Source organism: Pseudomonas sp. GOM7 (assembly GCF_026723825.1).
Classification (GTDB): Bacteria; Pseudomonadota; Gammaproteobacteria; order Pseudomonadales; family Pseudomonadaceae; genus Aquipseudomonas.
The window spans coordinates 622,725-638,752 of the sequence record NZ_CP113519.1 but is presented as its reverse complement, the minus strand read 5'-3'; the positions used below and the strand labels follow the sequence as shown (position 1 = coordinate 638,752).

The window sequence follows — 16,028 nt, the reverse complement described above, 5'->3', positions numbered from 1 at the left end:
TGGTTTAGCGGCAGGGCTTGATTAGACTGCCAGGGTTCTTGTCGGGGTGCCCCATCTGAGGGGCTGAGATTGGCAACTGCCGGATCCCGTTGAACCTGATCAGGTTAAGGCCTGCGTAGGGAACAAGATGTCCTCGCCACGCATCATGCGTGGCGAGTCCTCTGCACCGCCCCGGTGTATCTCGCGCCCTTCGTCCGCTCAGGTTCCAACTCCGACATCTATCCCGGAGAGAGCCTTGATGAGCACAGAACAACAACGGCACCTGAGCGAAAGCGCCCAGGTCGACCTGCAGTCCGTACAGCCCTTCCCCCGTTCGCAGAAGATTTACGTGCAGGGTTCGCGCCCGGATATCCGCGTGCCGATGCGCGAGATCAGCCTGGACGTGACGCCGACCGCTTTCTCTGAAACGAAGAACGGCGGCGAGATCAACGCTCCGGTCACCGTCTACGACACCTCTGGCCCCTACACCGACCCGAACGTGACCATCGACGTACGCAAAGGCCTGGCCGACGTGCGCAGCGCCTGGATCGAAGATCGTGGCGATACCGAGAAACTGCCGGGCCTGTCCTCCGAGTTCGGTCAGCGCCGCCTCGCCGACGAAGAGCTGACCAAGATGCGCTTCGCCCATGTGCGCAATCCGCGCCGGGCCAAGGCCGGGCACAACGTCAGCCAGATGCACTACGCCAAGAAAGGCATCATCACTCCGGAAATGGAATACGTCGCCATCCGCGAGAACATGAAGCTGGCCGAGGCCCGCGAAGCCGGCCTGCTCGGCGAGCAGCACCCGGGGCACAGCTTCGGTGCCGCCATCCCCAAGGAAATCACCCCTGAGTTCGTGCGCAGCGAGGTCGCCCGCGGCCGCGCCATCATCCCGGCCAACATCAACCACGTGGAGCTGGAGCCGATGATCATCGGCCGCAACTTCCTGGTGAAGATCAACGGCAATATCGGCAACAGCGCCCTGGGCTCTTCCATCGAGGAAGAAGTGGCCAAGCTGACCTGGGGCATCCGCTGGGGCTCGGACACGGTGATGGATCTGTCCACCGGCAAGCACATCCATGAAACCCGCGAATGGATCATCCGCAACTCGCCGGTACCCATCGGTACCGTGCCGATCTACCAGGCCCTGGAAAAGGTCGGCGGCATCGCCGAGGATCTGACCTGGGAGCTGTTCCGCGACACCCTGATCGAACAGGCCGAACAGGGCGTGGACTACTTCACCATCCACGCAGGCGTCTTGCTGCGTTACGTGCCGTTGACCGCCAAGCGCGTCACCGGCATCGTCAGCCGTGGTGGTTCGATCATGGCCAAGTGGTGCCTGGCGCATCACAAGGAAAACTTCCTCTACACCCATTTCGACGACATCTGCGAAATCATGAAGGCCTACGATGTGTCCTTCTCCCTGGGTGATGGCCTGCGCCCCGGTTCCATCGCCGATGCCAACGACGCCGCACAGTTCGGCGAGCTGGAGACCCTCGGTGAGCTGACCAAGGTGGCCTGGAAGCACGACGTACAGTGCATGATCGAAGGCCCTGGCCACGTACCCATGCATCTGATCAAGGAGAACATGGACAAGCAACTGGAGTGCTGCGACGAGGCGCCGTTCTATACCCTCGGCCCGCTGACCACAGACATCGCCCCCGGCTACGACCACATCACCAGCGGCATCGGCGCGGCGATGATCGGCTGGTTCGGCTGCGCCATGCTCTGCTACGTCACCCCCAAGGAGCACCTGGGCCTGCCGAACAAGGATGACGTGAAGACCGGCATCATCACCTACAAGATCGCCGCCCATGCCGCCGACCTCGCCAAAGGCCACCCCGGCGCGCAGATCCGCGACAACGCCCTCTCCAAGGCGCGTTTCGAGTTCCGCTGGGAGGATCAGTTCAACCTCGGCCTCGACCCGGACACCGCGCGCGCCTACCACGACGAGACCCTGCCCAAGGACTCGGCCAAGGTGGCGCACTTCTGCTCCATGTGCGGGCCGAAGTTCTGCTCGATGAAGATCACCCAGGAAGTGCGCGACTACGCCAAGGAACAACGCATCGACGCCATAGACCTGGAGGCCGAACAGGGCATGCAGGCCAAGGCCGAGGAGTTCAAGGCGCAGGGCAGCCAGCTCTATCAGCCTGTGTGAAAGGCCGTCATGCAAGCTTGATCTGGCGGCACTATGCTCGCTAGTGTGACGGGTAACGGGCCGCTGTTTGGCCCGTTACGACCATCTGGAGTTTCTATGGGTAAAGACGACATCGACATCCTCGCCCGCGAGGAGTGCTTTCGCGGCTTCTACCGGCTCGACCGGCTCACGCTGCGTCACCGGCAATTCTCCGGTGACATGGGCCCGTCCATCACCCGTGAGCTGTTCGTGCGCCACGATGCCGTCTGCGTATTGCCTTACGACCCGCAGCGCGACGAAGTGGTGCTGATCGAGCAGTTCCGCGTCGGAGCCATGGACAAGGCGGCCAATCCCTGGCTGCTGGAGCTGGTCGCCGGGCTGATCGACAAGGACGAAGAGCCCGAGGAAGTCGCCCGCCGCGAAGCGGTCGAAGAAGCCGATCTGATCCTCGGCCCGCTGTGGCCGATCACCCAGTATTTCCCCTCCCCTGGCGGCTCCGACGAGTTCGTCCACCTGTTCCTCGGCCGCTGCGACAGCGCCGGAGCCGGCGGCGTGCATGGCCTGCCCGAGGAAGGCGAGGATATCCGTGTGCACGTGATGGCCCTGGCCGATGCCCTGGCCGCCGTGCGTGACGGGCGCATCAACAACGCCGCAAGCATCATCGCCCTGCAATGGCTGGCGCTGAACCGCGACGAAGTGCGGGGCATGTGGTCGTGAACCTGCTGCGCGAGCGCTACCGGGTCGATCTGGTCGAGCTGCAGACCGCTTGCGAGGCCAACTACGCGCGCCTGATGCGCCTGTTGCCGAGCATGCGTAGCGAGCATCAGACGCGGCGCGTGGCGCTGAGCCAGGGCGATCATCTGCTGGGCATCCTGCACCTGGAAGTGCTGGAGAGCTGCCCCTATACCACCAGCCTGCGCGTGCGCCAGGAACACAGCCTGCCCTGGCTGCCGGTGCCGCAACTGGAGGTGCGGGTCTACCATGATGCGCGCATGGCGGAAGTGGTCAGTGCCGAGAATGCCCGACGCCTGCACATCCGCTATCCCTATCCGAACGCAGCCATGCACCAGCCGGACGAGAAGAGCCAGCTCAACCTGTTCCTCGGTGAGTGGCTGAACCATTGCCTGGCCTGTGGGCACGAAGCGCAACCGGTACTCTGACCTCCCGATCAAGCTTTTACCCAGCCCGCCGATAGACTCAGCGCGCTGTGTTCATGGCCCGCCATCCCTGGCGGCCACCCTGCGGGCCGTCGCAGGCGACGTCAAAAACGCTCCTGGCGTTTTTCTGTGACCTGCTTCCGCTTCCCGGGGTTTCCCCTTTCGCTGCAGCAGCTACCATAATTCATTCATTCGCGCCCCTGGAGACCGTCTTGTCGAGTCACGCCCCCCTCGCCGCCGATTCCTCGGTTCTGCTGGTGCAGTTGTCCGACAGCCATCTGTTCGCCGAAGCGGATGGCAAGCTGCTGGGCATGGACACCTGCGACAGCCTGTGCCGCGTGATCGAAAAGATGCAGCAGGAGCAACCCGGCATCGACCTGATCCTGGCCACCGGCGACCTGTCGCAGGACGGCAGCCTGGCTTCCTACGAACGCTTTCGCAGCCTCACCGATGGGCTCGGTGCGCCGGTACGCTGGCTGGCCGGCAATCATGACGAGGCCTCCCCCATGCAAGTGACCTGCGCTGGCACGCACTTGCTGGAGCCAGTGTTCGACATCGGTGCCTGGCGCGTGACCTTGCTCGACTCGTCGATCCCCGGTGCCGTGCCCGGTTTTCTTGCCGACAGCCAGCTAGAACTGCTGGAGCGCGCCCTGAGCGAAGCCCCCGAGCGCCATCACCTGATCTGCCTGCACCATCACCCGGTGTCCATCGGCTGCAAATGGATGGAACCCATCGGCCTACGCAACCCCGATGCCCTGTTCGCCATCCTCGAACGCCATGCTCAGGCCCGCGCCCTGCTCTGGGGCCATATCCACCAGGAGTTCGACCAGCAACGCGGCGACCTGCGCCTGCTCGCCTCGCCCTCGACCTGCGTGCAGTTCGCTCCCGGCAGCGAAGACTTCCAGGTCGGCAGCGAAGCCCCCGGCTACCGCTGGCTGCGCCTGCATACCGACGGCAGGCTGGAAACCGGCGTCTCGCGCGTCACCGGCATCAGCTTCGAGATCGACTACAGCGTCAAGGGCTACTGAAGCAGCGGCAAGCCTCAAGCTGCAAGCAAAACGCGCAGCCCCAGCAGACACCTTGCTGCATTTTCTTGTAGCTTGCCGCTTGCAGCTTATAGCCGCTTTTTGTAGTAGCCTCCCGCTCCATGATTGCCACCATCCTTTATATCCACGGTCTCAACAGTTCACCCGCCTCGCACAAGGCCAGGCAGTTGAGCCGCGCCATGACTCACCTGCAAATCGGCGAGCAGTTGCGCGTGCCGGCGTTGCATCATCACCCGCGCCAGGCCATGGCCCAGCTCGAGGCGCTGGTCGCCGAACTGGGCGCGCCACTGCTGGTGGGCAGCTCGCTGGGCGGCTATTACGCCACTTACCTGGCCGAGCGCCACAATCTCAAAGCCTTGCTGATCAACCCGGCAGTGCGTCCGCACCTGCGCTTCGACGGCTACCTCGGCCCGCAGCAGAACCACTACAGCGACGAGACCTGGGAACTCACCGAGGATCACATCCAGGCACTGGCCGAGCTGGAAGTACCGCCGCCACAGGACGCCAGCCGCTATCAGGTGTGGCTGCAGACCGGCGACGATACCCTCGACTACCGTGACGCCGAGCGCTACTACCGCGCCTGCGCCCTGCGCGTCCAGGCTGGTGGCGACCATGGTTTCCAGGGCTTCAGCGAACGCTTGCCGGCACTCTTCGCTTTTGCCGACATTGGCGCCACACTCTGGCGCGATACCGACTTTTCCGCCTTCAATTGACGATTAAGAGAGCCCATGGCCCAGCAGAACGCCTATAACGCCGACGCTATCGAAGTCCTCTCCGGCCTCGACCCGGTGCGCAAGCGCCCGGGCATGTACACCGACACCACACGCCCCAACCACCTGGCCCAGGAAGTCATCGACAACAGCGTCGACGAAGCCCTGGCCGGGCACGCCAAGTCGATCCAGGTGATCCTCCATGAGGACAATTCGCTGGAAGTGATCGACGACGGACGCGGCATGCCGGTGGACATCCACCCGGAAGAAGGCGTGCCGGGCGTCGAGCTGATCCTCACCAAGCTGCATGCCGGCGGCAAGTTCAGCAACAAGAACTACCAGTTCTCCGGCGGCCTGCACGGCGTCGGCATCAGCGTGGTCAACGCCCTGTCGACCCGTGTGGTGGTCACCGTCAAGCGTGACGGCAACGAATATCAGATGAGCTTCGCCGATGGCTTCAAGGCCAGCGATCTGGAAGTGATCGGCACGGTGGGCAAGCGTAACACCGGCACCAGCGTGCATTTCTGGCCGGACGCCAAGTACTTCGACTCCTTCAAGTTCTCGGTCAGCCGCCTCAAGCACGTGCTCAAGGCCAAGGCCGTGCTGTGCCCGGGCCTGAGCGTCACCTTCGAGGACAAGGCCGCCGGCGAGAAAGTCGAGTGGCTGTATGAAGACGGCCTGCGCTCCTACCTGGTGGATGCCGTCAGCGAATTCGAGCGCCTGCCTGCCGAGCCCTTCTGCGGCAGCCTGGCCGGCAACAAGGAAGCGGTGGACTGGGCCCTGCTGTGGCTACCCGAAGGCGGCGACGCGGTACAGGAAAGCTACGTCAACCTGATCCCCACCGCGCAGGGCGGTACCCACGTCAACGGCCTGCGCCAGGGCCTGCTGGACGCCATGCGCGAGTTCTGCGAGTTCCGCAACCTGCTGCCACGGGGGGTCAAGCTGGCCCCGGAAGACGTCTGGGAGCGCATCGCCTTCGTTCTCTCGATGAAGATGCAGGATGCGCAGTTCTCCGGGCAGACCAAGGAGCGCCTGTCATCCCGCGAAGCGGCGGCGTTCGTCTCTGGTGTGGTCAAGGACGCCTTCAGCCTGTGGCTCAACGCTCACCCGGAAACCGGCCTGGCGCTGGCCGAACTGGCCATCAGCAACGCCGGTCGCCGCCTCAAGGCCGGCAAGAAGGTAGAACGCAAGAAGATCACCCAGGGCCCGGCGCTGCCCGGCAAGCTGGCCGACTGCGCCGGCCAGGAGCCGATGCGTGCCGAACTCTTCCTGGTCGAGGGCGACTCGGCCGGCGGTAGTGCCAAGCAGGCACGTGACAAGGAATACCAGGCCATCATGCCGTTGCGCGGCAAGATCCTGAATACCTGGGAAGTGGATGGCAGTGAGGTGCTGGCTTCCCAGGAAGTACACGACATCGCCGTGGCCATCGGTATCGACCCCGGCTCCAACGATCTCTCTGGGCTGCGCTACGGCAAGATCTGCATCCTCGCCGACGCCGACTCCGACGGACTGCACATCGCCACCCTGCTCTGCGCCCTGTTCGTCCGTCATTTCCGCCCGCTGGTGGATGCCGGGCACGTCTACGTGGCCATGCCGCCGCTGTACCGCATCGACCTGGGCAAGGAAATCTTCTATGCCCTGGACGAGGCCGAGCGCGATGGCATCCTCGACCGCCTGGTGGCCGAGAAGCGTCGCGGCAAGCCTCAGGTCACGCGCTTCAAGGGCCTCGGCGAGATGAACCCGCCGCAGTTGCGTGAAACCACCATGGATCCCAACACCCGCCGCCTGGTACAGCTCACGCTGGATGATTTCGAGGGCACGCGCGAGGTGATGGACATGCTGCTGGCGAAGAAGCGCGCCAGCGACCGCAAGAACTGGCTGGAGTCCAAGGGCAACCTGGCCGAGGTACTGGCCTGATGCGCAGGCTGCTACTGACAGCCAGCCTGCTGGCGGGCCTGGTGCAGGCCGAGCAAGCACCGCTGGAAGAGCTGCACCTGAGCGCCGAATACCCGGTCGAGGGCATGGCCAATGGCAATCTCTCCGGTCTGGCCAAATGCGGCGAAAGCCTATGGGGCCTCTCGGATCGCGACGACGACCGTGTCTTCCTCCTCAACCTTATCGGCGATCACCTGCAGGCCGAAGCGGAAACCTTCGTCGCCCCTGAACCGCCGGAGAGTCAACAGCCGTGGGGCCTGCGCATGCGCAACTGGGCGGCCAGCCTGGTGCGCGGTGGGCGTTTCGACTTCGAGGGGCTGAGCTGCGACGCTCGGGGCAACCGCTACCTGGCCAGCGAAACCCAGTCCGCCGTGCTGCAACTCGCCAGTAATGGCGACGCTCAGTGGCTGCGCCTGCCCAACGGCCTGGTGCGCCAGGCACGCGCCAGCGGCATGCTGCTGCACTTCAACCAGGGCTTCGAGGGCATCGCCATCGACCCGGACGGCAGCCGCCTGTGGATGGCCGCCGAACAGCGTCGCCGTGGCCTTACCGTGCTGCACCGGCAGAACAGTGCCTGGCGCTGCACCGGTGGCTGCGTACTGTTCAGCGAAGGGGGCAAGGAGCCCTCCCCCGCTGCTCTGGGCGGGCAGCCCGCCGCACGTGATTTCGCCGGCCTGGCCTACTTCGACGACAAGCTCTTCACACTCGAGCGCCAGGCGCATCGCATCTGCCGCCGCGCCCTGAGCGATGGTGTGCTGGAGCGGTGCTGGTCGTTCGCCGCCGAAGCCTTGGCCGAGCCACGTCGTTACCCCGTGGCATACGGTGTGGCCGAAGCCTTGTGGATCGACAAGGACGGCGCCTGGATAGGTGTCGACAACGGCGGCCTGACCCGTGCCGATGGCGAAACACGCCCCATCGTCTGGCGCTTCAAGGCACCCAACGGCGGCTGGAGCCAGCGCCCGTGAGCGAGCAGACTCCTGGCAAACGCGCCGGGCGAGTAATGTGGGTGCTCGCCTGGGGCGCCGGCCTGCTGTTGGCAACGCATTTCTTCGGCGACTGGGAAGAGCGCCAGCGCAACCCCAACCAGGTGCCGCATTCGGTACATGGCCAGGGCTACGTGGAAGTCAGCCTGGCCGGCAACCGCCAGGGCCATTACCTGCTGGACGGGCAGATCAATGACCAGCCGGTGACCTTCCTGCTCGATACAGGCGCCACCGCCGTGGCCATTCCCGAGACGCTGGCGCGCAGGCTCGGCCTCAAGCGCGGTGCGCCGATCACCCTGAGCACCGCCAATGGCCGCACCACAGGGCACCGCACGCGCCTGGACAACCTGCGCCTGGGTGACATCCTCCTGCACGACGTGGCCGCGCTGATCGCCCCCGGCATGGACGGTGACGAAGTACTGCTGGGCATGAGCGCCCTGAAACAACTCGAATTCACTCAGAAGGGCGGCACCCTGGTGCTGCGCCAATCAACCCTGCAATGAGGCCCGCATGAGCGAATCCCTCGATTTGAGCCTGGAAGGCGTGGAGCGTCGGTCGCTGGCCGATTTCACCGAACAGGCCTACCTGAACTACTCCATGTATGTGATCATGGATCGCGCCCTGCCGCATATCGGCGACGGTCTCAAGCCGGTGCAGCGGCGCATCGTCTATGCCATGAGCGAGCTGGGTCTGGACGCCGACGCCAAGCACAAGAAGTCGGCGCGCACCGTCGGTGACGTACTCGGTAAGTACCACCCGCACGGCGACAGCGCCTGCTACGAAGCCATGGTGCTGATGGCGCAGCCGTTCAGCTATCGCTACACCCTGGTGGACGGCCAGGGCAACTGGGGTGCGCCGGACGATCCCAAATCCTTCGCCGCCATGCGTTACACCGAGGCGCGCCTGTCGCGCTACTCGGAGCTGCTGCTCGATGAACTGGGCCAGGGCACCGTCGACTGGGTGCCGAACTTCGACGGCACCATGAACGAGCCGGCCACCCTGCCCGCGCGCCTGCCCAACCTGCTGCTCAATGGCACCACCGGCATCGCCGTGGGCATGGCCACCGACGTGCCGCCGCACAACCTGCGCGAAGTCGCCGCCGCCTGCGTGCGCCTGCTGGACGAGCCGGGCGCCACGGTGGAACAGCTCACCGAACACGTACCCGGCCCGGACTTCCCCACCGAGGCGGAGATCATCACGCCCAAGGCCGACCTGCTGAAGATCTACCAGACCGGCCGCGGCTCGGTGCGCATGCGCGCCGTGTACCGCGTCGAGGATGGCGATATCGTCGTTACCGCCCTGCCCCATCAGGTGTCCGGGGCCAAGGTGCTGGAGCAGATCGCCGCGCAGATGCAGGCCAAGAAGCTGCCGATGGTGGCCGACCTGCGCGACGAGTCCGACCACGAGAACCCCTGCCGCATCGTCATCATCCCGCGCTCCAACCGGGTCGATGCCGAAGAGCTGATGACCCACCTGTTCGCCACCACCGATCTGGAGTCCAGCTATCGGGTCAACACCAACGTCATCGGCCTCGACGGCAAGCCGCAGGTCAAGGATCTGCGCACGCTGCTGACCGAGTGGCTGCAGTACCGCGTCGGCACCGTGCGCCGCCGCCTGCAGTTCCGCCTGGACAAGGTGGAGAAGCGCCTGCACCTGTTGGAAGGCTTGCTGATCGCCTTCCTCAACCTCGACGAAGTCATCCGCATCATCCGCAGCGAGGATCATCCCAAGCCGGTGCTGATGGAGCGCTTCGGCCTCACCGATTTACAGGCCGACTACATCCTCGACACTCGCCTGCGCCAACTGGCCCGCCTGGAAGAAATGAAGATCCGCGGCGAGCAGGACGAACTGGCCAAGGAACGCGAAAAGCTCCTGGCCCTGCTCGGCAGCGAAGCCAAGCTGAAGAAGCTGGTGCGCAAGGAAATCCTCGAAGATGCCGAGAAGTACGGCGATGCACGCCGCTCGCCGCTGGTCGAACGCGCCGAAGCCAAGGCCCTGTCGGAAACCGAGCTGATGCCCACTGAGCCGGTCACCGTGGTGCTCTCGGAGAAGGGCTGGGTGCGTTGCGCCAAGGGTCATGACATCGACGCCACGGGCCTGTCCTACAAGGCCGGCGACGGCTTCAAGGCGGCCGCGCCCGGGCGCTCGAACCAGTACGCCGTGTTCATCGACTCCAGCGGGCGCAGCTACTCGCTGGCGGCCCATTCGCTGCCGTCGGCCCGTGGCCAGGGCGAGCCGCTCACCGGCCGCCTGACACCACCGCCTGGGGTCAGCTTCGAGTGCGTGCTGCTGCCCGAGGACAATGCCCTGTACGTGATCGCCTCGGACGCCGGTTACGGCTTCGTGGTCAAGGGTGAGGATCTGCAGGCCAAGAACAAGGCCGGCAAGGCGCTGCTCACATTGCCCAATGGCGCCCGAGTGATAGCGCCCAAGCCCGTGAGCAAGCTGGAAGAAGACTGGCTGGCAGTGGTGACGTCCGAAGGCCGGCTGTTGCTGTTCCCCGTACGCGACCTGCCACAGCTAGGCAAGGGTAAGGGCAACAAGATCATCAGTATTCCCTCCGACCGCGCCGCGGCGCATGAAGAATACGTGGTCGATCTCGTGGTGTTGCCACCCGATGCCCGACTGGTACTACACGCCGGCAAACGCCCCTACACCCTCAAACCAGAAGACCTGGAGCACTACAAGTTCGAGCGTGGCCGGCGTGGCAACAAGCTGCCGCGCGGCTTCCAGCGCGTCGATCAACTGCTGGTGGAATGACCTGAAGAAGCAGCCGTCAGCGCTTTGGCGCTGACCGGCTGGCAGACAGGGACTGGAGTCGTGACGCGGTTTGACGGATGATACGCCGCTCGGGCCCTTTCTCTGGCCGCCCATCGGCACGACATGCTCTTGATACGCAGCCTCCTCATGGCTGCGGGGATCTTATGATGACCGTAGTACGCCCACTGGCTCTACTTTTGACCACATTACTGAGCTTGGGTGGTTGCAGCCTGCTGCAGCCCAAGCCGGTTCCGCTCTATCAACTCGATGCCGGCGAAGCCGTGGCACCGACCCAACAGAACGGCGTCGCGGTTCTGGTTGGCCCAGTCAGCGTCGCTGACTATCTGCGCAACGGCAATCTGTTGCAGCGTCAGGCCGATGGCAGCCTGGTGGCCGCGCCGAATGCGCGCTGGGCCAGCGGCCTGGCCAATGACATCGACCAACAACTGCTGCGCCAGCTCGCCTGGCGTCTGAACAGCCAGCGTCTGGTGCTGGCCCCGGCACCCGGTTTCAGCGCCGACGCTCAGGTGATGCTGAACATCACCCGTCTCGACTCCGGCCCCAACCAGCCGGCCGTGCTCGAGGCCCAGTGGCGACTGCTCGATCGTCGCGGGCAACTGCGCGACAGCCGCCTGATCCACCTGGAAGAGAAGCACGACGGCAGCCTGGGCGAGCAGGTCAAGGCGCAGAGCGTGGTGCTGCAGCGCCTGGCCGCGGAGCTGGCAACCGCCATCCAGCCGGTCGTGGCCCTGGCCGAGCCCCCCGCACCACCGGCGCGCAAGAAGGCGCCATCGACCAAGAGCGATGTGCAAGCCCCCCCTGCGGTGCCGCGCATCCCGGTAGCGGAGCCGATCAGGATCGATACGGAAGTGTTCCGCTTCTAAACGGCTTCTAACAGGCCGTTGAAAAACGTAGGCGAGGCAGCCAAGACAAGGCGCAACGACCAACGGGAGTAACAGCCAAAGGCTGGCCCGAAGGGTGAGCGCCAGCGAATCAAACAGCCGAAAAAGCGCAGTTTACGTGCTGTAAATGAGCATTTTGACTGGGCTCGCACGCGAGGCTGTTTTTAACGCAGTATTGCCAACGCACGACTGCATGGATGCATGAGGTAGAGCGACGCAGGAAGCCAAAGCCGAGGTAGTTTTTCAACAGCCTGCTAACGAAAACGCCGCGCTCCGAAAGGGCACGCGGCGTTTTGTTTTCCGTGACAGCCTTTACTTCAGTTCGCTGGATCCCTTGCCCAGCAGGCGACGAGCGACGATCAGCAACTGGATCTGCTGGGTGCCCTCGAAGATGTCGAGGATCTTCGAGTCACGCGACCATTTCTCCAGCAGTTCGTCCTCGCCATAACCCATGGCCCCCGCCAGTTCCACGCACTTGAGCGTCACCTCACTGGCCACGCGACCGGCCTTGGCCTTGGCCATGGACGCCTCCTTGGAGTTGGGCAACTTGTTGTCGGCCATCCAGGCGGCCTTGAGGGTGAGCAGGCGCGCAGCCTCCCACTCGGCCTCGAGGCGATAGAGGGTGGCTTCGGCGTGACTGACGCTCAATAGCGGCTTGTTGTAATCCAGGCGCATACCCGCCTTGCGCAGCAGCGTACGGGTACGATCCAGCGCCGCCTTGGCCACGCCCACGGCCATACCGGCGACCAGCGGTCGGGTGTTGTCGAAGGTTTCCATGACCCCGGCAAAGCCTTTCTGCACATCCACTTCGGCATTGCCGAGCAGGTTGGCAGCCGGCACCCGGCAGTCGCTGAAACTGATCGAGGCGGTATCGGAGGCCTTGATGCCGAGCTTCTTCTCCAGACGGGTGACGGTCATGCCCGGCGTGCCCTTCTCCACCACGAAGGACTTGATCGCCGCCCGCCCCAGGCTGCGGTCGAGGCTGGCCCAGACCACCACGGCATCAGCACGCTCGCCGGAGGTGACGTAGATCTTCTCGCCATTGATCACGTAATGATCACCGTCCTTGACCGCCGTGGTGCGAATCGCCGCCGAGTCCGAACCGCAGCTCGGCTCGGTGATGGCCATGGCCGCCCAGGTCTTGCCGAAGCGGGCCAGTTGTTCATCGTTGGCCACGGCGGCGATGGCCGCGTTGCCCAAGCCCTGGCGCGGCATGGCCAGGAGCAGACCGACATCGCCCCAGCACAGCTCCATCACGCCGAGCAGCGCCGCCATGTTGCCGCCGTTGCGCACGCCCTCATACTGTTCACGGGATGCCCCGCGCTTGCTGGCCGAGCCGGCGCCGACGGCATCGGGCGAGCCCTCGTTCATGCCGTCGAGCAGCGCGGCGAGCATGTCCAGCTCCTTGGGATAGGCGTGCTCGGCCTTGTCGTACTTGCGCGAGATGGGTCGCAGGTAACGCTCGGCGACCTGATGAGCCTGGTTCTGCAGGCCACGGAATTTCTTCGGTGTTTCCAGATTCATGAAGGTATTCCTTTCAAAGGTGCAGACCGCCGGCGAGCACGGCGACACTGCGCAAATCTCGGTACCAGCGCTCGACCGGATGTTCTTGAGTGAAACCATGACCGCCGAGCAGTTGCACCGCATCGCAGCCGATTTTCATCGCCTTTTCCGCGCATAACAGGCGCGCCAGATAGGCCTCGCGATGAAACGGCTTGCCGCTCTCGGCCAGTGCACAAGCGCGCCAGAGCAGCATGCGCATGGACTCCAGCTCGATGGCGATGTCGGCAATCATGAAGGCCACGCCCTGGCGATGACTGATCGGCTCACCGAAGGCCTGACGCTCGTTGCAGTAAGGCACCACGTAATCCAGCGCCGCCTGCCCGGTGCCCACCGCCAGCGCGCAGAAGGCCAACGCCGAGTAATCGAGGAAAGCCTGAAAATTGAAATCCGCGCCTGCCAGGCGCTGGCTGGCCGGAACCTTCACGCCTTTCAACTGGATGCGCGCCAGGCCACAGGCCTTGAGTCCCATGGCTGGTTCGGCGCGGCGGCTCACACCCTTGCTCGAGGCCTCGACCACGAAAAGTGCCGGCCCATCGCTCGCCTTGGCCGCAACGATCATACGGCTGGCCTGCAAACCACCGAGCACCAAGGCCTTCTCGCCATCGAGGATGTAATGCTTGCCACGTTTGCGGGCACGGGTAGCCGGCGACTTGGGATCAGCCAGCATGGCTGGCTCGGTCACCGCCAAGGCATAGGCCGGGGCTCCGGTTTCGCCAACGAATGCCGGCAACCACTCGGCCTGTTGTGCCGGCGAACCCCAGCGACGGATGCAGTTGGCCGCCGAGAGCGGCAACAGCAGCGCGGCTGCCAGAGAGAAATCACCTTGCGCCAGGCTCTCGGTGATCAGCGCATTGCTCAGCACGGTACGCTCACCGGCCATTCCCCCCTGCGCCTCGCCGACGCCATAGAAGGCCAGGCCCAGTTCGCTGGCCTGGTTGAGCAATGCCGCCGGCACCAGGGCCTGGGCATCGGCTTCATGGGCAGCCGGGCGCAGCACCTCCAGGGCAAAGCCTTGGAGCATGTCCACCAGCATCTGCTGCTCTTCGGAAAGCGACAGGTCGAACAGGTCGTCGGTACGCGGCCGATCGCTGCGCGGCTTGCTGGCCGAACGCTCGGCCATCATGCGGAAGCTGGCACGGCTGCCGGTATAGATGAATTTCTCGAAGGGTTTGCGCAGGTTGAGGCGATCCGGCCAGTCAGCCTGGGCCACCTTGCTCAATACGCTCAGGGCAGGACCCTGTACATCGACACTCATGGCATCTCGCTCCTCGCGGGGTGATGCCATCGATGATGCGCTGCCGATCAAGGAGCGCCTATGACTCTCCAGACGTGAGTTCGCGTCAGCCCGGTCAAGGCCTGCACTCGGCGAGCATGGCTGGCACCACGCTCGCCGAGCACGTCATTTGCTGCGAATTTTCTCGACGATGGCAGTAGTGGAGCTGTTCTCCACCAAGCCGAGCACCCGCACTTCGCCGCCATAGGCCTGGACGATATCGGCGCCGACCACCTGGTCGATGCCATAGTCGCCGCCCTTGACCAGCACGTCCGGCTGCACCTGCTTGAGCAGGCGCTCAGGGGTGTCTTCGCCGAAACTCACTACCCAGTCCACCGCGCCCAGGCCGGCGAGCACCGCCATACGCCGGTCGACGGCGTTGATCGGGCGACCCGGGCCTTTCAGGCGGCTGACCGAGGCATCGTCGTTGATCGCCACGATCAGGCGATCACCCTGGGCACGGGCCTGTTCCAGATAGGTGACATGGCCGGCATGGAGAATGTCGAAGCAGCCATTGGTGAAGACGATCTTCTCGCCATGGGCACGCGCATCCTCGATGGCGATGAGGAGCTGATCCAGGCTCAAAACGCCGCGCTCGGAGCCCTCCTCACGCTGTACCGCGCGGCGCAGCTCCGGCGCGCTGATGGCCGCCGTGCCCAGCTTGCCTACCACGATACCGGCCGCCAGGTTGGCCAGGGCCACGGCGTTCGGCAGTTCCTCGCCAGCCGCAATGGAAGCCGCCAGGGTGGAGATCACCGTATCACCGGCGCCGGTGACATCGAACACTTCACGGGCACGCGCCGGCAAATGCAACGGCGCGTGCTGCGGGCGCAGCAGGGTCATGCCGTGCTCGCCACGGGTCACCAGCAGCGCGCCCAGCTCGAGATCGGTCATCAGCTTGGCACCCTTGCTGACCAGCTCGGCTTCGTCGGCGCAACCACCGACGATGAGCTCGAATTCGTGCAGGTTGGGGGTGATCAGGCTGGCACCACGGTAAATGGAGAAATCCTTGCCCTTGGGGTCGGCCAGCACTGCGATGCCCTTGCTGCGCGCCGCCTGGATCAGCACCTGGTGATTCTGCAGTGCGCCCTTGCCGTAGTCCGACAGCACCAGCACCTTGACCCCGTCGAGCAAGGTCTCGACCTCACGCGCCAGAGCGGCGGTATCGGTGGCGAAGGGCTCCTCGAAGTCCATGCGCAGCAGTTGCTGGTGACGGCTCATCACCCGCAGCTTGACGATGGTGGGCTGGTCGTCGAGGCGCTGGAAGTGGCTTTCCACACCCGCACCACGCAGGCTGTCGCTGAGGCTTGCGGCCGCCTCGTCTTCACCGGTGACACCCACCAGCAGGGCACGGGCACCGAGCGCGGCGATGTTCAGGGCGACGTTGGCGGCACCACCGGGACGATCCTCGATCTGGTCGACACGAACCACGGGCACCGGCGCCTCCGGGGAAATCCGCGAAGTGCCGCCATGCCAGTAGCGATCGAGCATCACGTCGCCCACCACCAGAACGGCGGCTTGGTCATAGCGGGGCATGGTCAGTTTCATGGCAGCTCCAGAAAGGGAGAAAAACGGGAAAAATC

Annotated in this window: 13 protein-coding genes and 1 riboswitch; of the genes, 10 read left to right on the top strand and 3 right to left on the bottom strand. The window is 64.6% G+C overall.

The window, feature by feature from the left end; genetic code table 11:
* The first annotated feature begins 32 nt into the window (after positions 1-32).
* Positions 33-139: riboswitch (TPP riboswitch) on the top strand.
* 99 nt (positions 140-238) lie between these two features.
* The 10 genes from thiC to OU800_RS02775 all read left to right on the top strand — a co-directional run bounded on the left by thiC (position 239) and on the right by OU800_RS02775 (position 11,591).
* On the top strand, positions 239-2,137 hold the full coding sequence (gene thiC / locus OU800_RS02820) for a phosphomethylpyrimidine synthase ThiC (RefSeq protein ID WP_268181025.1): 1,899 nt from the start codon (positions 239-241) through the stop codon (positions 2,135-2,137).
* A 96-nt stretch (positions 2,138-2,233) separates the two neighbouring features.
* The gene (locus tag OU800_RS02815; protein ID WP_268181023.1) at positions 2,234-2,833 is read left to right on the top strand and encodes an NUDIX domain-containing protein; all 600 of its coding nucleotides are present in this window, start codon (positions 2,234-2,236) and stop codon (positions 2,831-2,833) included.
* Entirely contained in the window at positions 2,824-3,276 is a 453-nt protein-coding gene (locus OU800_RS02810) for a DUF1249 domain-containing protein (RefSeq protein WP_268181022.1), read from the top strand. The genes OU800_RS02815 and OU800_RS02810 overlap by 10 nt, the downstream gene beginning before the upstream one ends.
* 209 nt (positions 3,277-3,485) lie before the next feature.
* Complete coding sequence (gene cpdA, locus OU800_RS02805; protein WP_268181020.1) at positions 3,486-4,301, top strand: 3',5'-cyclic-AMP phosphodiesterase; 816 nt, start codon at positions 3,486-3,488, stop codon at positions 4,299-4,301.
* A gap of 119 nt (positions 4,302-4,420) precedes the next feature.
* A complete protein-coding gene (locus OU800_RS02800; protein WP_268181018.1) occupies positions 4,421-5,032 on the top strand; it encodes a YqiA/YcfP family alpha/beta fold hydrolase in 612 nt (203 codons plus the stop codon).
* Positions 5,033-5,047: 15 nt separating this feature from the next.
* A complete protein-coding gene (parE, locus tag OU800_RS02795; protein WP_268181017.1) occupies positions 5,048-6,946 on the top strand; it encodes a DNA topoisomerase IV subunit B in 1,899 nt (632 codons plus the stop codon).
* Positions 6,946-7,929: an esterase-like activity of phytase family protein gene (locus OU800_RS02790; protein ID WP_268181015.1), complete on the top strand. Its 984-nt coding sequence runs from the start codon at positions 6,946-6,948 to the stop codon at positions 7,927-7,929. Before parE ends, OU800_RS02790 begins: the two co-directional genes overlap by 1 nt.
* Before the next feature lie 35 nt (positions 7,930-7,964).
* Entirely contained in the window at positions 7,965-8,450 is a 486-nt protein-coding gene (locus OU800_RS02785) for a retropepsin-like aspartic protease family protein (protein WP_442964755.1), read from the top strand.
* 7 nt (positions 8,451-8,457) lie between these two features.
* Positions 8,458-10,707: a DNA topoisomerase IV subunit A gene (gene parC, locus OU800_RS02780; RefSeq protein ID WP_268181011.1), complete on the top strand. Its 2,250-nt coding sequence runs from the start codon at positions 8,458-8,460 to the stop codon at positions 10,705-10,707.
* Between the two features lie 164 nt (positions 10,708-10,871).
* The gene (locus OU800_RS02775; RefSeq protein ID WP_268181009.1) at positions 10,872-11,591 is read left to right on the top strand and encodes a PqiC family protein; all 720 of its coding nucleotides are present in this window, start codon (positions 10,872-10,874) and stop codon (positions 11,589-11,591) included.
* 330 nt (positions 11,592-11,921) lie between these two features.
* Here the strand turns inward: OU800_RS02775 and OU800_RS02770 are convergent, their stop codons facing one another.
* From OU800_RS02770 to hldE, 3 genes are all read right to left on the bottom strand, one after another.
* The gene (locus tag OU800_RS02770) at positions 11,922-13,133 is read right to left on the bottom strand and encodes an acyl-CoA dehydrogenase family protein (protein ID WP_268181007.1); all 1,212 of its coding nucleotides are present in this window, start codon (positions 13,131-13,133) and stop codon (positions 11,922-11,924) included.
* A 13-nt stretch (positions 13,134-13,146) separates the two neighbouring features.
* Positions 13,147-14,427, bottom strand: a complete 1,281-nt coding sequence (locus OU800_RS02765) for an acyl-CoA dehydrogenase family protein (protein WP_268181005.1) — start codon at positions 14,425-14,427, stop codon at positions 13,147-13,149.
* A gap of 144 nt (positions 14,428-14,571) precedes the next feature.
* On the bottom strand, positions 14,572-15,993 hold the full coding sequence (gene hldE / locus OU800_RS02760; protein ID WP_268181004.1) for a bifunctional D-glycero-beta-D-manno-heptose-7-phosphate kinase/D-glycero-beta-D-manno-heptose 1-phosphate adenylyltransferase HldE: 1,422 nt from the start codon (positions 15,991-15,993) through the stop codon (positions 14,572-14,574).
* Between the last annotated feature and the right edge of the window lie 35 nt (positions 15,994-16,028).